We start from the raw sequence: 15,352 nt of genomic DNA, 5'->3' as shown, positions 1-15,352 counted from the left end.
CGGCATCGGTGGATAATGGCCGGTCGGCGTCCCGGTTTGGGATCTCAGGAATCTCGACGTATCCTAGGTCGGTTGACTTGCGCCTTTTCGGCGTGGGTCCCCCATGTACCTGTGTCCCCGGTCTCGAGCGTTCGGGTGACCCCGCCTTCCCGGAGTGATCTTCATGAGCAAGCGCACGTTCCAGCCCAACAACCGCCGCCGCGCCAAGAAGCACGGCTTCCGCGCCCGCATGCACACGCGCGCCGGCCGCGCCATCCTCTCGGCTCGTCGCGCCAAGGGGCGCACCGAGCTCTCGGCCTGACGCCACACGGTGCTGGCGCGCGGGAATCGCATCACCCGCGGGGCGGACTACCGTTCCGTCGTCCGCGGAGGTTCTCGCTGTGCGGCAGCGCACACCGTGACCCATGTGGTCAGCACGTCTGAGCAGCGCCCCCCACGCTTCGGCTTCATCGTGAGCAAGCGCGTGGGGGGCGCTGTCGTGCGCAATACCGTCCGGCGCCGCCTGAAAGCGATCTGCGCTGAGGCTCTCGCCGACGTGCGACCGGGTGCCGACGTGGTGATCCGCGTGCTGCCGTCAGCGGCATCCGCCGACTATTCGGATCTCCGAACCGAAGTGGTCCGGTGCCTCGAGCGGAAGGCCGCCGCGTGAGCTCCGCACCACTCCCCTCGTACACACGAGGAGAAGCGGTGATGGATGCCGCGGCACTGCCGGCATCCGTTCTGCTTCTCCCCCGCAACGCCGTCATCGGTTTTTTGCACGGATACCGGGCCACCATCTCCCAGGTGTACGGCGACGTGTGCAAGTACTATCCGTCGTGTTCGGCCTACGCGCTCGGCGCGGTGCAACAGCACGGTGTGATCAAGGGCTCGGCTCTCGCAGCCTCCCGCCTCGCGCGATGCCACCCGTGGGCAGCGGGCGGCATCGACGACGTTCCCGCCCACACGCACTTCCGGCACGACCTGACTTCGCACGGCTTCGTCGTGCCCCGCAGAAAGGACTGATCCTTGGTGGATCTCTTCGCCGCCGCGGCGACCCTGCCTCCGCTTCCGAACCCGACGACCCCGAAACCGGGCGGACTGGACTTCTTCAGCACCATCCTCTGGCCGTTCAAGTTCGTCGTCGAGGCGATCCTCGTCTTCTGGCACTGGGTCTTCACGTCGATCGGGCTGCAGCCGGATGCCGGTCTGACCTGGGTTTTGTCCATCGTCGGCCTCGTCATCGTGGTGCGTGCCGCGCTGATCCCGCTCTTCGTTCGGCAGATCAAGAGCCAGCGGAAGATGATGGAACTCGCGCCCGAGATGCGCAAGATCCAGGAGCGCTACCGGGGTAAGCGCGACCAGCTCTCTCGCGAGGCCATGAGTCGCGAGACCATGGCGATGTACAAGAAGCACGGCACGTCACCGTTGTCGAGCTGTCTTCCCCTGCTCGTGCAGATGCCCATCCTCCTCGGCATGTTCTACACGCTCAGTGAGGTCAAGCGACACGCGGAGTGGGGCGTCGGCGGCACCGGGCTGCTCAACCCCGTCCTGACGCGCGAGTTCTACAACGCCGAACTCTTCGGTGTGGCACCGCTGCACGTCAACATGATCGATGCGATCAACACGAATCAGACCGCGACGGTCGTGATCCTCGTGATCCTCGTCATCCTGATGATCCTGTCGCAGTTCTTCACGCAGCTGCAGATCATCTCGAAGAACCTCTCCCCCGAGGCCAAGACCGGCCAGGCGTACCAGATGCAGCGCATCATGCTCTACGTCCTCCCCCTCGCCTTCATCTTCTCGGGCGTCTTCTTCCCCCTCGGCGTGGTCATGTACTGGTTCACGTCGAACATCTGGACCATGGTCCAGCAGTTCATCGTCATCCGTAACCTTCCGACGCCGGGCTCGGAGGCCGCCAAGGCCCGCGAGGAGCGCCTGGCCAAGAAGGGGAAGGCGCTCGACGCCACCGGCAAGGTCATCCCGATGGCCAAGTACGAGGCCGAGCAGCAGCGACTGCTCGAAGAGGCGGAGCGCGCGAAGGCGGCAGCCCCCAAGCGGCAGCAGCCCGTGAGCAAGAACCGTGCGAAGAAGCAGGCTCAGAAGGGCAAGCAGGACGGCACGTCCTGACGGAAGCGAAGGATCACGATGATGACGACCACTGAACAGAACCCCAGCGCGCGTCCTGAGCCCACCGTCGACGAGCTCGAGCAGGAAGGCGACATCGCGGCGGACTTCGTCGAGGGGATCCTCGACATCGCCGACATCGATGGCGACCTGACTCTCGACGTTCGCGCCGGCCGTGCCTACGTGTCGGTCGAGAACGAGCAGGCCGACGCACTGTCGCTGCTCGCCGACCCCGACACGGTCCAGGCTCTGCAGGAGCTCACCCGCATCGCCGTGCAGACGAAGACCGGACGCTTCTCGCGACTGATCCTCGACGTCGGCGGTTCGCGTGATGCACGTCGCGGTCAGCTGCAGAAGCTCGTCGAACGAGCGGTCGAGCGTCTCGATGACGGTGCGTCGCAGGCATCCCTTCCGCCCATGTCCAGCTATGAGCGCAAGCTGATCCACGACATCGCCGCCGAGCACGGTCTGGTGTCGGAGTCGTACGGCGAGGGTGCAGACCGTCACACGGTTCTCCGTCGTGGCTGACGTTTCACGTGAAACACCCGAGATCGAGCCGGCAGGCGCGGCATCCATCTTCGGTGAACGCCTCGACCTGGCACGGCGGTTCACCGACGCGCTGATCGCGCAGGGTGAAGAGCGTGGGCTCATCGGCCCGCTCGAACTCCCCCGCATCTGGACGCGCCACATTCTGAACAGTGCGGTCGCCGCACCCCTGTTCACGGCCGGCGCTCGAGTCGGTGACATCGGATCGGGTGCGGGACTGCCCGGCCTCGTGCTCGCGATCGCACGGCCGGATGTGCGCTGGGTGCTCATAGAGCCGATGGAACGTCGTATCGCGTGGCTGACAGAGCAGACGAACGATCTGCACCTCGACAACGTCGAGATCGTTCGTGGCCGTGGCGAGGAGTGGGCGGAAGGTCCGGTTCTGGATGCCGTCACTGCACGCGCGGTCAGTGCGTTCCGCACCCTCATCCCGATCACTGCACCGTTGGTCCGTGATGGCGGCGAGCTCATCCTTCTGAAGGGTGCGAATGCTGCAAATGAGATCACGGCGGCCGAGAAAGTGATCCGGAAGTTCCGGCTCTCCCACGTCCGGATCGAGCCGGTCGGCGATGGGGTTGTCGATGAGCCCACCCGCGTCATCCGCGCCACCGTGCGCTGACACGACGTTTCACGTGGAACATCACGGCCCGGTGCGGTGACTGGATTCCGTTTCACGTGAAACACACTCGGATCGAATCAGCTCGTTTCACGTGAAACATCATGACCGTCCGCGGTCGGGGGAGGCCTCGACTACAGTGGGATGGTCCTCGACACGACAGGAGTAACAGGTGCCGGATTCGGAGAACAAGACCTCTCCCGCACCCTTCTCTTTCGACGACAGCCCGATCGCGCGTGAACTCGCAGATCTCACGTCGCGTCGGAAAGCGCTGGCAGACGTGCACGTCGAGTTCGACGGCACGACCCGCGTCCTGACGGTGTCGAACCAGAAGGGTGGCGTGGGAAAGACCACGACCACCGTCAACCTCGCTGCGGGGCTGGCTTCAGTCGGCGCCCGTGTGCTCGTGATCGACCTGGATCCGCAGGGGAACGCCTCGACGGCACTCGGCATCCCGCACAGCGCCGACGTTGCGAGTATCTACGACGTCCTCATCGATGAGGAGCCGCTCGCCGACGTCATCCAGACGAGTCCGGAATCGCCCAACCTCCTGTGCGCGCCCTCCACGATCAACCTCGCGGGCGCCGAGATCGAGTTGGTGTCCAAGGTGGCACGCGAACACCGTCTGCGGACGGCTCTGGACACGTACCTGCGCGACAACCACATGGATTTCGTCTTCATCGACTGCCCGCCGTCGCTCGGACTCCTCACGATCAACGCCTTCACGGCTGCGACGGAGGTCCTCATCCCGATCCAGTGCGAGTATTACGCGCTCGAAGGACTGAGCCAGCTGCTCGGCAGTGTGACGATGATACAGAAGCACCTGAACACGTCACTGCACCTGTCGACGATCCTGCTGACGATGTACGACGGCCGCACCCGCCTTGCACAGCAGGTGGCGGATGAAGTGCGCACACATTTCCCCGAGACGGTGCTCACCACGGTCATCCCGCGTTCGGTCCGCATCTCCGAGGCGCCGAGCTTCGGTCAGACAGTCATCGCCTATGACGGCCAGTCCGTCGGTGCGGTCGCGTATCGCGAGGCCGCCGTCGAGATCGTTCGGCGCGGTCACCAGCAGAAATCAGACGAAGGAGCCCACTGATGGCTAAGAGAACCGGATTGGGCCGCGGCATCGGTGCCCTCATCCCCACCCAGGACTCCTCAGAAGCGCGACCCGTGGACGTGTTCTTCCCGGGCGCATCCCTGTCGGATGCCGCGGCGACGAAGACTGAGTCGGGGACGGATGCCGCCGCCGCATCGCCGGCCGATGACCTGGTGGCGGTCCCCGGTACGCGCCTCATCGAGGTCGATCCGAACGCCATCGTCCCGAACCCGCGTCAGCCGCGTACCAACTTCGATGCGGATGATCTCGCGGAGCTGGTCCACAGTGTTCGCGAGTTCGGTGTGCTCCAGCCCGTGGTCGTTCGCCGCAACGACGACGGTGAGTTCGAGCTCATCATGGGCGAGCGGCGCACGCGCGCTGCTCGCGAGGCAGGACTGACCGCGATTCCGGCTGTCCTGCGCGAGACGGAGGATGAGAACCTCCTTCGTGACGCGCTGTTGGAGAACCTCCACCGGTCCCAGCTGAATCCTCTGGAAGAGGCATCCGCGTATCAGCAGCTGCTCGAGGACTTCGGGATCACCCAGGAGGAGCTCGCGACGCGCATCGGACGATCGCGTCCGCAGATCAGCAACACGATCCGTCTGCTGAAGCTGCCGGTCCCGGTGCAGCAGCGTGTGGCCGCCGGTGTTCTCAGCGCGGGGCATGCCCGCGCCATCCTGTCGGTCGAGGACACCGACACCATGGCCCGGCTCGCCGACAAGATCGTCAACGAGGATCTGTCGGTTCGCGCCGCCGAGGCGGCGGCCAAGACGATCGGCAACCGGGTGCGGCCGCTCCCGAAGGCGGGAACGCGTCGCGCGCACCTCGACGACGTGGCAGAGCGGCTGGGGGACCGACTCAACACCAAGGTGAAGATCTCGCTGTCTGCGCGAAAAGGGCAGATCAGCATTGATTTCGCCACCATCCAGGACCTGAACCGAATCCTCGGCGAACTGGGTGAAACGGAGTTCGGCGGAGCCTGATCCGCAGCTCAGCGGCCCTCCTTCCCAGGGGTCCAGCGTAGGCTGGATGAGTGAGTGACAGCCCGAACCTCCCTCGTCGCGCCAGCCTCGAGGTGTTGCGTGCCGAGGCCGCGGACGAGCTCTCTGTGCTCGTCGAAGAGCGTCTTCGCGACGGTGAGGATCCCTGGGCCTTCATGGAGGACCTCCCCACGGTCGACGAGTTGGTCGTCCTGACACTTCGGGCGGAGAACATCGCCTCCGACGGCGGTCAGCGGCCGACGCAGGCGCGCAATTACCGGGTTCTGCGCCAGATCGCGCTGGATTACCCTGCGCTGAGCCCGGCTGTGTGGCGACTACTCGGCAGCGAGCCACACCGCACCTGGGATCTGTCCGTCCGCGCGTCCTGACCGTTCCACGTGAAACATCGCCGTTCACCGGCGATACGTAGGCTTGGGCCGTGCCACGCGACATCCGGATCGCCTCTCTCGATATCCGAGCCTCCGATGACATCACGGTCGACGTCGTTGCCGATTCACTCGCCCGTCGCGGTGTGCTCGGCGTGGTGGGTGTGGTGGAGGGGCGGACGGCCGCCCGGGCGGCGGTGAACGACGCCGGCGACGTCCTCGTCTCGATCGAGGGGCGACAGCCGACGGTGGAATCCGCCTCAGGAGTCGTCGAATCGCTCGCGGGCGAGTGGTCGGCGGACGTCACGCTCGAATCAGACGTGTGTTTCGTGGCGGCATCCGCTCGACCGGAGCCGACGCGCGACGCGGAGATGCCGCCGCGGCGGCGTGTGTACGTGATCGGCGGTGGCGTGACGGGGGACCCGGCGCGACGGCCTGATTTCGCCGCGCAACTCGAGGCCTCTGTCAGCGTCATCGCGATCGATGGGCGGTGGGTTCTGCAGGCACACGGGGAACCGCAGGACTACTGGCCGAGTGCGCAGCGTCCGGTCGTCGCCGTCACCGCTGTCGGGGATTCGCTGACGGTGGAGGTCTGGAGCCGCGACGCGATGCGCGGTGCGGTCGGGTCGCACGACGCTCAGATGCTCGGCATCCCGAATCTCACGTTCAGCTGGCAGGCGCGATGGCGACCGGTGTCCGATGCACGCGGCCAGATCGCGGACATCGAACGGATGCTGGGGCGCGGCCGGCAGTCGTCGTCGAGCGCCCTAGGACGAACGGTCGACCGGGATGCTGCGCTCGCAGAACTCGGAGTGGAGCGGAACGAGATCGAGGAGACGCTCACGCGGGACAACGACGACGTACTGATCGACGCCGTTGTCGGAGCGTTCCGGCTGCCCACCGAGGTGGGCCGGATCGTTCGGGGGACCGTCGACATCGACGCTCTGCTCGGTGCCGAGCACGTCGAGCGAACTCCGGCCGGCCGGATGGTGTGGCGGCAGTTGCACCCGGCCCGCCGGGGCTCGGTCTGGGCGCGATGGCGTCGGCGTTTCTCGCGTTGACCGGGTGAAACGACGAAGGACCCGGCGACCGGAGTCGCGCGGGTCCTTCATGAAGCGGTGTCTCAGCCGATGTAGTCGGCGAGGTCCTGCTGAAGGGCGAACTTCGGCTTCGCACCGATGATCGTCTTCTCGACCTCACCCTTGTTGAAGACCTTCATCGCCGGGATCGACGTGATCTGGTACTGCATGGCGAGCTGCGGGTTCTCGTCGACGTTGAGCTTCAGAACCGTGATCTTCTCGGGGTTCTCGGTCTGGATCTCGTCGAGGATGGGCCCGACCATGCGACAGGGTCCGCACCACTCGGCCCAGAAGTCCACCAGAACGGGGCCTTCGGCGTCGATGACGTCCTGCTGCCAGGTGCTCTCGCTCGTTGCCTTGGCGGTCATATGTCTGTCTCCTTAGGGGTCGACACGATCGTGTCAGGTGGGAAAACGCGGCGGATGCCGGAATTGTTCCGCGGTCAGGCCGGGGTCGGCAGGCCGTCGATGATCGAGGCGTCCTCGGCAGGCGCCCCGGCGTCACCGCGGGCGGCGAGGTAGTGCTCGAGGTCGAGGGCGGCGACCGTACCGCTGCCGGCGGCGGTGACCGCCTGGCGGTAGGTCGGGTCGATGACGTCGCCCGCGGCGAAGACACCGGCGACCGACGTCTTCGAGGTGCGGCCGTCGACCCAGACCGTGCCGTGCTCGGTGATGTCGAGGACGTTGTGCACGAGGTGGGTGCGGGGGTCGTAGCCGATGGCGACGAACACGCCGTCGAGGGCCAGGTCGCGCTCGGAGCCGTCGACGGTGTCACGGAGGCGCACGCCGGTCACGGCATCCTCACCCAGCACGTCGATGACCTCGCTGTTCCAGACGAACTCGATCTTCTCGTTCGCCTTCGCGCGGTCCTGCATGATCTTCGAGGCGCGGAGCTCGCCGCGACGGTGGATCACGTAGACCTTCGAGGCGAACTTGGTGAGGAACGTCGCCTCTTCCATCGCGGAGTCGCCGCCGCCGACGACGGCGATGACCTTCTCGCGGAAGAAAAAGCCGTCGCACGTCGCGCAGTACGAGACGCCGCGGCCCGACAGACGGGTCTCGCCCTCGATGCCGATCTTGCGGGGAGCGGAGCCGGTGGCGAAGACGATCGCCTCAGCCTCGTGGGTCTCGCCGCGTCCGAGGGTGACGCTCTTGATGTCGCCGGAGACGTCGAGCGAGACGACGTCGTCGTAGACGACCTCGGCGCCGAACTTCTCGGCCTGCTCCTGCATCTTGGCCATGAGGTCCGGGCCCATGACGCCCTCGGGGAACCCGGGAAAGTTCTCGACCTCGGTGGTGTTCATCAGCTCACCGCCGGCCTCGACCGAACTCGCCACCACGAGGGGCGACAGGTTCGCGCGGGCTGCGTAGATGGCCGCGGTGTACCCCGCGGGGCCCGAGCCGATGATGATGACCTTGCGCACGATGAATCCCTTCTCCATCGGGGCGAAATTCCTCGCCCCGACACGTCCAACCAATGCTAGTCGCGTGGCATTCCACGTCGCCTGGGGACGCGGGCCCGTGTCAGCGGCCGGGCAGGAAGCGTCGGAGCGCGCGGCCCGCCGTGGCGAGCTCGGGAGTGCGGAACGCCGCGAGGATGGCGGCGTACACGACGAGGGTGGTGCCGCCGATGAGTGCGGCGCCGAGGAAGCCGAGGAAGCGGTCGGAGACGGTCCAGCCGTGCACGCCGCCGAAGAGAAGGAAGACGCCCCACCCGGCCGCCGCGGCGGGGACCGCCGCGAGTAGGAAGCGCAGGATGCCGCGGAACGCACCGCCGAGTCCGAGCGGGCCGATCTTGCGTCGCAGAAGTGACACGGCGAGAGCGAACTGCACGATGTTGGCGACGGACTGCCCGAGGGCGATGGCAACGGCGAGCCAGGTGAGCGGGAGGATGCCGGCACTCAGCAGGGCGGAGGCGGTCACGGCCGTAGCGATGACCATCGCGGCCTGCACCAGGGTGTAGAAGAACGGCGTGCGCGTGTCCTTCAGAGCGTAGAACGTGCGTTGGATGCCGAACTGGAACGACAGGGGCAGGAGAGCGACGAGATAGGCGCCGAGCACGAAGGCGAAGGCGATCGCCTTCTCGGGCGTAGGGGTGAACAGACGCGAGAGCGGCACGGCGGCGACGGACATGGCGGCGAGGATGCCGACCATGAAGATGCCGACCGTGCGGGTGAGGGAGGACAGGTCGGCGGTGACGGCATCCGTCCGTCCCTCTGCCACGTGCTCGCTGAGCTTCGTGTAGTAAGGCGTGCCCAGCGACAAAACGATCACGGAGAACGGGAGCATGAACAGCAGCCAGGCGTTCTGCAGGGTCGCTCCGGCGGCTGCGGGGCCCGACGCGGCGCCCACGATGTTGACCTGGAACGCCCCGGCGACCTGGCCGACGACGACCATGAGGAAGGTCCAGCCGGCCAGTCGGCCGATCTGGCGGAGACCGATGCCCCGCCAGCGGAAGTCAGGCCGCACGCGGAGGCCTGCGCGTCGCCAGAACAGGAAGAGGATGCCGGCCTGCACGACGATGCCGAGGGTCGCGGTGCCACCCATCAACGCGATCATCCCCGCGGTCCAGCCCGTGGCGGCTTCGTACGTGCCGAAGAGCGCGATGAAGACACTGAAGCCGGCGATAGAGATCACGTTGTTCACGATCGGAGACCACGCGAACGGGCCGAAGACGCGGTTCGCATTGAGGATCTCGCCGACGAGCGCGTACAAGCCGTAGAAGAGCAGTTGCGGGAGGCACCAGTACGCGAGGGCGAGAGTCAGGGTCTTCGCCTCTTCCGTGAACTCGCCCGCGTAGATCTCGACCAGCAGGGGGGCGGCGATCACGGCGACCGCCGTGACGACCAGCAGGGCGAGCACGCCCAGCGTCAGGAGTTTCGACACGAAGGCGTCGCCCCGGTCGTCGTGGGTCTTCACCGCCTTGACGATCTGCGGGACGATCACCCCGGCGAGCAGGCCGGAGGAGATGAGCGCGAAGACGGAGTTCGGCAGCTGGTTCGCGATGGCGAAGGAGTCGGCCGCCTTCGCTCCGACGGTGCCTAGCGCGATGGTCAGGACGATGTTGCGGATGAGGCCGGTGATCCGGGACGCCATGGTCCCGGCGGCGACGGTGGCGCTCGCGCGGCCGAGGCCGGCCATCAGGCGGCCACCACCATCCGTCGGCGTCGTCGGATGGTGCGGACGACACCGAAGACGAGGAGGACGCTGACGAGGGCGCTGAGGATGATGACGGAGACCGCCTCCCATTCGGCACGCACCGAGACGCGGATCGTTTCACCGGGACCGATGTCGACACCGGCGCGGGTGCGCAGCTGGAGCTGGACCGAGGACTCACCGCTGCCGACGAGGGCCGAGACGGGGATCGCGACGCGACTGGTCTGCTGGGCGCCGATCTCCACCTCGGTGCGGGATTCGATCACCAGGCGGGCGTCGCCCGGCGAGGCGAGAAGGTCGAGACGGGCCGGCCACGGCAGATCGTTGCGGACCGTGAAGACGAGCGGTGCGGACGAGCCCGCGAGCGTGATGGGACCGCCGGGGACGAGGGCGACGCCGTCGGTCCAGGTCGCGATGCGTTCGCGCTGCGTCTGGATCGCGGCATCCCACCCCTCACGATCACCGAGCCACGCGTTGCCGAGCAGCTGCAGCTCTGTCGCCCGTTCGGACGAAGCGAGGAGCGAGGGATCCTCGAGGACGCCGGCGATGCGCGAGAGGCCGGTCTGCGCGTCGCGGAACTCGGTGATCACCGCGACGCGGTCGGCGTCGGGGGCGACGGAGGTCAGGGCGACGGCCGTCGGATCGGTGGCGAGCAGAGCGCCGAGGTCGGTGGTGGACCACGAGGGGAGCGCCGTCGCCGCGCGGATCGCGTCGCGGAGCGCAGCTTCGGAGCGGCCCGTCGCGCGATCCACGGTGACCAGGAGCGGGCCGGCGGGCGCCGTCAGTGCGGCGCGCGCCGTGTACTCCGCGAGGATGTCGGCACGTTCGGCGGCGTCTCCCGTGGTCGACGCCTGCGCGAGGAGCGACGAGAGCCCCTCGTCGTAGACGAGCAGATCGGCGCCTCCGGCGGTGGCGTGGGCCGCGGCATCCGATCCGACCACCGAGCTCGGCAGCAGTGTGACGGGGGCGTCGTCGGTGCCGGTCAGGGCGCCCAGGGCGGCGGCGGTCTCGGCGCCGGCCGTTCCGGTCGCGGGCCAGAACACGGAACCGCGATCGGCTCCGACGTCGAGGAGCTCGTCGAGAGTGGGCACCACGGGTGCGCCGGGAGTCGGGCTGGGGGCGGGCGTCGCTCCGCCGGTGCCGGTGTCGGCCTCGAAGTTGGCGGCGTCGAGGTAGGCCGAGTACGAGGTCAGCCGCGCCGGGGCCGTCGCTCCCGCGCCTACCTGCGCGGCGAGGTCGGCATCGCCGTACTGCAGTGCGAAACGGTCGTTCGGAAGGGCCATCAACTCATCGAGCCACGTCACGGCATCGGCGGGCGCGGCCTTGCCGAGCGCGCGGATCGACGCGGTGATGGCGGGGTCGACGGCGAGGATCGCGTCGGTTCCGGACACGGCGTCGAGCTGCTGACGCAGATCGCCGTCCTCCGCCGTCAGTTCGCGGAGGGCGTCGGCTCCGAGCGCACCGGTCGCCTGCGGTCCTGCCGTGATCGGGACGACGACACCCGCACCGCGCACCGGCTCGCCAGTCCGCGGCACGACGACGACCGTCTGCGCGCGGAGGGTCTCGTCACCGGTGCGGTAGACGACACGAGCCGGGTAGACCCCGGGGGCGAGGTCCTGGACCGCGGGCTCGTCGGGGTCGACGGTGACCGACACCGAGGTCGACTGCTGTCCGGCGACGGCCGGCACGTCCGTTTGACCGATCGCGTCGAACGGCACCGCCGCCGCGCCGCGCTCGAGCCAGGAGTCGAGGGTGTCGCTCGTGGTCAGCGCGCGCGTGCCGATCTCGAAGGTCGCCTGGCCGGCCGCGAGGGCGTCCGTGCCGGCGTTGTCGGCGGAGAGGGTGAGTGTGAGGGGGGCGGATGCCGAGAGCACACCGTCGTTCGCCGGCGCCAGGGCTGCGGTCGCCGTCTCGTCGTCCCCGGCACCGTCCACCGCGGCGAAGGCGGCCGGGGCGGGAGCAGCGAGGGCGATGGCCGCGCTCGCCGCTGTCGCCGCACGCAGCCAGCGCGGTCGGCGCGGCGGACGTCGGCCCGGAACAGGCGAGATGAAGGTCATGAAGAGGTCGATTCCCGTGCGATCCATGACCGCACCATCGGGAGCGATTCTAGGGTCACTGCCCTGCAGAGCCCCTGATTGCATGCGAGGGCCGGTTGAATGGGTGGGTGAGCGACTCCCGGCATCCCGACCCGTCTTCGATCGTCGCGCTCCGCGCGGACCTCGCCGCGGCGGGCTACACGGCTGACGCGGTGCGGGCGGCGTGGGGGGCGATCGCCGACGACGCGATCGGCCGCGGGCTGCTCGCTCCCGCCCGCCGGGGCCTCGCGGACCGCGCCGACGCGCTCGCGGTGCTGTGCCGACTCCTCTTCCTCGGTGACCCGGCGTCCGTCACCGACGTCGACGCCGCCCTGCCCACGGCCGGGGCGGCGGGCCTCGAGCGGCTGGGTCTCGTGCGGCTCGGCGCCGACACGGTTACCCCGACCGCGCTGCTGCGCCCGCAGGGGTACGCGGATGCCGGGGGTTCTGGTCAGTGGTGGATCGTGAGCGACCTCGACGAGGCGGCGCTCGGCGGCGCCCTGCCGACGGGACACGTGCTGGGGGTCGGCGGCGCGTCGCTCACGCTCGCGGGACTGCAGCTCGACACCCCCGCGCAGCGCGTGCTCGATCTGGGGACGGGATGCGGCATCCAGGCCCTGCGTGCTCGGCGGAGCGCACCGCGCGTCGTCGCCACGGACGTCTCGGAGCGCGCGCTGCGGTTCACCCTGCTCAATGCAGCCCTCAACGACGTCGACGGGGTCGAGGTGCGCCACGGCAGCCTGTTCGAACCGGTCGCCGGCGAGGAGTTCGACCGCGTCGTCTCGAACCCGCCGTTCGTCATCACCCCGCGCGTCGCCGGGGTGCCCGAGTACGAGTACCGCGATGCCGGTTTCGCGGGCGACGACCTCGTCGCCGCGTTCGTCTCGGGCGTGGGCGACGTCCTCGCCCCCGGCGGCACGGCGCAGCTGCTCGGCAACTGGGAGTACAGGGAGGATGCCGACGGTCTCGAGCGCGTGCGGGCGTGGGTCGCGGCATCCGCTCACCCGCTCGACGCGTGGATCGTGGAACGCGAGCGCCTCGACCCGCTCGCGTACGCGGAGCTGTGGGTGCGAGACGGCGGCACGACCCCCGGCAGCCCCGACTACGCGCGCCTGATCGACGCGTGGCTCGCCGACTTCGCGGAACGCGGCGTGACCTCCGTCGGGTTCGGGTACCTGCTGCTGCGGCGCACGCCGATCGGGATGCCGTCCCTCGCCCGCTACGAGCGGGTCACCCAGCCGGTGGGCGGGGCTCTCGGGACGCACCTCGGTGAGGCGCTCGCCGCGTGGGACCGGCTCGGACTGCTCGACGACGACGCGCTCGCCGACACGACCGTCATCGTGGGCCCGGACGTCACCGAGGCGCGTCACCACCGCCCGGGCGCGGAGGAGCCGTCGGTCATCGAGCTGCACCAGGGCGGCGGGTTCGGGCGCGCGCTGAACGTCGACCCGGCGCTCGCGGCCCTCGTGGGGGCATCCGACGGCGACCTGCCGCTGGGCGTGCTGATCGACGCGATCGCCGACCTGCTCGAGGTGGATGCCGGGGCTCTCCGCGCCGACCTCCTGCCGCGCGTGCGCGAGCTCGTGTTCACCGGGTTCCTGCGCCTGGTCTGACCGGCCGGCGCGCGGGGCGGTGCACACCCACCGGAGCCCCCGGCGACGCTCGGTAGGCTCGTAGGCATGCTGAACATGGCCGAGGGTCTCGCGCGCCTGGGCGCGCTCGCCGAGGCTCCCGTGTCGGCCGCGCTCGCCCGTGCGTTCGCGGATGCCGGGTACGAGCTCGCGATCGTCGGCGGACCCGTCCGCGACGCGCTGCTCGGCCGCAGGGTGAACGACCTCGACTACACGACGAACGCGCGCCCCGACGACATCCTGCGCATCGTGAAACCCCTCTCGACGGCGACGTGGGACATCGGTCGCGCGTTCGGCACGATCGGTGCGAAGGTCCGCGGCGAGCAGGTCGAGATCACGACGTACCGGGCCGACAGCTACGACGGCACGACCCGCAAGCCCACCGTCGAGTTCGGCGACACGCTCGAGCAAGACTTGGTCAGGCGTGATTTCACGGTCAACGCGATGGCGCTGCGGATCCCCGGTCCCTCCCTCGTCGACCCGACCGGCGGCGTCGAGGACCTCGTCGGCGAGTCGCTCCGCACCCCGACCGACCCCGACGTCAGCTTCGGCGACGACCCGCTCCGGATGCTGCGCGCGGCGCGCTTCGCGAGCCAGCTCGGCATGGACGTGCACCCGGCCACCCTCGAGGCCATGACCCGCCTGGCACCGAGCCTGTCGATCGTGAGCCCCGAGCGCGTGCAGGGCGAGCTGGTGAAGCTTCTCGCAACCGACGCGCCGGACCGCGGCATCCGTCTGCTCGTCGATACCGGCCTCATGGAACTGTTCCTGCCCGAGGTCCCCGCGTTGCGGCTCGAGGTCGACGAGCACCACCACCACAAGGACGTCTACGAGCACTCGCTCACGGTGCTCGCGCAGGCGATCGACCTCGAGAAGAAGCGGCACCCGGGCGCGGCGCCTGACGTGACGCTGCGCCTCGCGGCGCTCCTGCACGACATCGGCAAGCCGGCGACGCGCAAGCTGGAGCCGGGCGGCGCCGTCAGCTTCCATCACCACGACGTCAAGGGCGCCCGCATGGCACGCAAGCGCCTGCAGGCCCTCAAGTTCGACGGCGCGACGACGGATGCCGTGTGTCAGCTCATCGAGCAGCACCTGCGCTTCTTCGGGTACGCCGAGGGCGCCTGGACCGATTCGGCCGTCCGACGCTACGTCCGCGACGCGGGTGAGCAGCTCGAACGGCTCCACATCCTCACGCGGGCAGACGTGACCACGCGGAACAAGCGCAAGGCGGGTCGCCTGCGCTCGGCCTATGACGACATCGAGACGCGGATCGCGCAGCTCGCCGAGCAGGAGCAGCTCGAGGCGATGCGCCCGGCGCTGGACGGCAACCGGATCCAGGAGGTCCTCGGCATCCGCCCCGGTCGCGAGGTGGGCGAGGCCTACCGGTTCCTCCTCGACATCCGCCTCGATGAGGGCGTCGTCGAGCCGGAGGTCGCAGAGCAGCGCTTGCGTGACTGGTGGGCCGCGCGAGCCTGACTCAGCCGGCGTCGTCGGGCTCGAACACGGTCTCGATCGACGTCTCGAACAGACGCGCGATGCGGAACGCGAGCGGCAGACTCGGGTCGAATCGGCCGCGTTCGATCGAGATGATCGTCTGACGCGAGACGCCGAGCTCGTCCGCGAGGCGTTGCTGCGACCAGCCGCGGTCCTGTCGCAGCTTAGGCAGTGTGTTCCGCACC

At 68.8% G+C, this 15,352-nt stretch carries 17 protein-coding genes; 12 read left to right on the top strand and 5 right to left on the bottom strand.

The features are described 5' to 3' along the window. Window positions 1-163 precede the first annotated feature (163 nt). The 10 genes from rpmH (at window position 164) to Q9S78_RS01860 (ending at window position 6,794) form a co-directional block, all read left to right on the top strand. Window positions 164-301: a 50S ribosomal protein L34 gene (rpmH, locus tag Q9S78_RS01905; protein WP_026302947.1), complete on the top strand. Its 138-nt coding sequence runs from the start codon at window positions 164-166 to the stop codon at window positions 299-301. 9 nt (window positions 302-310) lie between these two features. After that, the gene (gene rnpA, locus Q9S78_RS01900) at window positions 311-649 is read left to right on the top strand and encodes a ribonuclease P protein component (RefSeq protein ID WP_026302946.1); all 339 of its coding nucleotides are present in this window, start codon (window positions 311-313) and stop codon (window positions 647-649) included. Window positions 650-690: 41 nt separating this feature from the next. Beyond that, window positions 691-1,002: a membrane protein insertion efficiency factor YidD gene (gene yidD, locus Q9S78_RS01895; RefSeq protein WP_018187798.1), complete on the top strand. Its 312-nt coding sequence runs from the start codon at window positions 691-693 to the stop codon at window positions 1,000-1,002. Window positions 1,003-1,008: 6 nt separating this feature from the next. Further along, complete coding sequence (gene yidC / locus Q9S78_RS01890; protein ID WP_020097604.1) at window positions 1,009-2,106, top strand: membrane protein insertase YidC; 1,098 nt, start codon at window positions 1,009-1,011, stop codon at window positions 2,104-2,106. Window positions 2,107-2,124: 18 nt separating this feature from the next. Further along, complete coding sequence (locus Q9S78_RS01885; protein WP_018187796.1) at window positions 2,125-2,631, top strand: Jag family protein; 507 nt, start codon at window positions 2,125-2,127, stop codon at window positions 2,629-2,631. After that, entirely contained in the window at window positions 2,597-3,268 is a 672-nt protein-coding gene (gene rsmG, locus Q9S78_RS01880; protein WP_311868552.1) for a 16S rRNA (guanine(527)-N(7))-methyltransferase RsmG, read from the top strand. Before Q9S78_RS01885 ends, rsmG begins: the two co-directional genes overlap by 35 nt. A gap of 169 nt (window positions 3,269-3,437) precedes the next feature. Then, window positions 3,438-4,367: a ParA family protein gene (locus Q9S78_RS01875; protein ID WP_311868549.1), complete on the top strand. Its 930-nt coding sequence runs from the start codon at window positions 3,438-3,440 to the stop codon at window positions 4,365-4,367. Continuing rightward, window positions 4,367-5,350, top strand: a complete 984-nt coding sequence (locus tag Q9S78_RS01870) for a ParB/RepB/Spo0J family partition protein (RefSeq protein WP_028497429.1) — start codon at window positions 4,367-4,369, stop codon at window positions 5,348-5,350. The genes Q9S78_RS01875 and Q9S78_RS01870 overlap by 1 nt, the downstream gene beginning before the upstream one ends. Window positions 5,351-5,400: 50 nt before the next feature. Further along, on the top strand, window positions 5,401-5,736 hold the full coding sequence (locus Q9S78_RS01865) for a hypothetical protein (RefSeq protein ID WP_018187792.1): 336 nt from the start codon (window positions 5,401-5,403) through the stop codon (window positions 5,734-5,736). A gap of 50 nt (window positions 5,737-5,786) precedes the next feature. Beyond that, the gene (locus Q9S78_RS01860; protein WP_311868546.1) at window positions 5,787-6,794 is read left to right on the top strand and encodes a hypothetical protein; all 1,008 of its coding nucleotides are present in this window, start codon (window positions 5,787-5,789) and stop codon (window positions 6,792-6,794) included. A gap of 62 nt (window positions 6,795-6,856) precedes the next feature. Here Q9S78_RS01860 and trxA read toward each other — a convergent pair whose 3' ends face one another. The 4 genes from trxA to Q9S78_RS01840 all read right to left on the bottom strand — a co-directional run bounded on the left by trxA (window position 6,857) and on the right by Q9S78_RS01840 (window position 12,051). Further along, the gene (trxA, locus tag Q9S78_RS01855) at window positions 6,857-7,180 is read right to left on the bottom strand and encodes a thioredoxin (protein ID WP_018187790.1); all 324 of its coding nucleotides are present in this window, start codon (window positions 7,178-7,180) and stop codon (window positions 6,857-6,859) included. A 74-nt stretch (window positions 7,181-7,254) separates the two neighbouring features. Further along, window positions 7,255-8,253, bottom strand: coding sequence for a thioredoxin-disulfide reductase (trxB, locus tag Q9S78_RS01850; RefSeq protein ID WP_020097599.1), 999 nt, complete (start codon window positions 8,251-8,253; stop codon window positions 7,255-7,257). A gap of 82 nt (window positions 8,254-8,335) precedes the next feature. Next, a complete protein-coding gene (murJ, locus tag Q9S78_RS01845; RefSeq protein ID WP_311868541.1) occupies window positions 8,336-9,952 on the bottom strand; it encodes a murein biosynthesis integral membrane protein MurJ in 1,617 nt (538 codons plus the stop codon). After that, entirely contained in the window at window positions 9,952-12,051 is a 2,100-nt protein-coding gene (locus Q9S78_RS01840) for a DUF6049 family protein (protein ID WP_311868538.1), read from the bottom strand. Before Q9S78_RS01840 ends, murJ begins: the two co-directional genes overlap by 1 nt. Before the next feature lie 80 nt (window positions 12,052-12,131). Here Q9S78_RS01840 and Q9S78_RS01835 point away from each other — a divergent pair, with 80 nt between their 5' ends. Both Q9S78_RS01835 and Q9S78_RS01830 read left to right on the top strand, forming a co-directional pair. Further along, a complete protein-coding gene (locus tag Q9S78_RS01835; protein ID WP_311868535.1) occupies window positions 12,132-13,655 on the top strand; it encodes a DUF7059 domain-containing protein in 1,524 nt (507 codons plus the stop codon). 66 nt (window positions 13,656-13,721) lie between these two features. After that, window positions 13,722-15,149: a CCA tRNA nucleotidyltransferase gene (locus Q9S78_RS01830; protein ID WP_311868532.1), complete on the top strand. Its 1,428-nt coding sequence runs from the start codon at window positions 13,722-13,724 to the stop codon at window positions 15,147-15,149. A gap of 1 nt (window position 15,150) precedes the next feature. On the opposite strand, the gene Q9S78_RS01825 is transcribed toward Q9S78_RS01830, so the two are convergent. Beyond that, complete coding sequence (locus tag Q9S78_RS01825) at window positions 15,151-15,351, bottom strand: helix-turn-helix transcriptional regulator (RefSeq protein ID WP_311868528.1); 201 nt, start codon at window positions 15,349-15,351, stop codon at window positions 15,151-15,153. Between the last annotated feature and the right edge of the window lies 1 nt (window position 15,352).

Origin of the sequence: Microbacterium aquilitoris (assembly GCF_031932285.1) — a bacterium.
GTDB classification, from domain to species: Bacteria; Actinomycetota; Actinomycetes; order Actinomycetales; family Microbacteriaceae; genus Microbacterium; species Microbacterium aquilitoris.
The sequence above is the reverse complement of the archived record's forward strand: the minus strand, read 5'-3'. Positions and strand labels throughout refer to the sequence as shown.

What these genes read in the sequence shown, in the direction of transcription:
- Q9S78_RS01840 (WP_311868538.1), bottom strand. Translation starts at nt 12,051, where the DNA reads ATGGATCGCACGGGAATCGACCTCTTCATGACCTTCATCTCGCCTGTT.
- trxA (WP_018187790.1), bottom strand. Translation starts at nt 7,180, where the DNA reads ATGACCGCCAAGGCAACGAGCGAGAGCACCTGGCAGCAGGACGTCATC.
- Q9S78_RS01830 (WP_311868532.1), top strand. Translation starts at nt 13,722, where the DNA reads ATGCTGAACATGGCCGAGGGTCTCGCGCGCCTGGGCGCGCTCGCCGAG.
- Q9S78_RS01870 (WP_028497429.1), top strand. Translation starts at nt 4,367, where the DNA reads ATGGCTAAGAGAACCGGATTGGGCCGCGGCATCGGTGCCCTCATCCCC.
- trxB (WP_020097599.1), bottom strand. Translation starts at nt 8,253, where the DNA reads ATGGAGAAGGGATTCATCGTGCGCAAGGTCATCATCATCGGCTCGGGC.
- yidD (WP_018187798.1), top strand. Translation starts at nt 691, where the DNA reads ATGGATGCCGCGGCACTGCCGGCATCCGTTCTGCTTCTCCCCCGCAAC.
- murJ (WP_311868541.1), bottom strand. Translation starts at nt 9,952, where the DNA reads ATGGCCGGCCTCGGCCGCGCGAGCGCCACCGTCGCCGCCGGGACCATG.
- rpmH (WP_026302947.1), top strand. Translation starts at nt 164, where the DNA reads ATGAGCAAGCGCACGTTCCAGCCCAACAACCGCCGCCGCGCCAAGAAG.
- Q9S78_RS01885 (WP_018187796.1), top strand. Translation starts at nt 2,125, where the DNA reads ATGATGACGACCACTGAACAGAACCCCAGCGCGCGTCCTGAGCCCACC.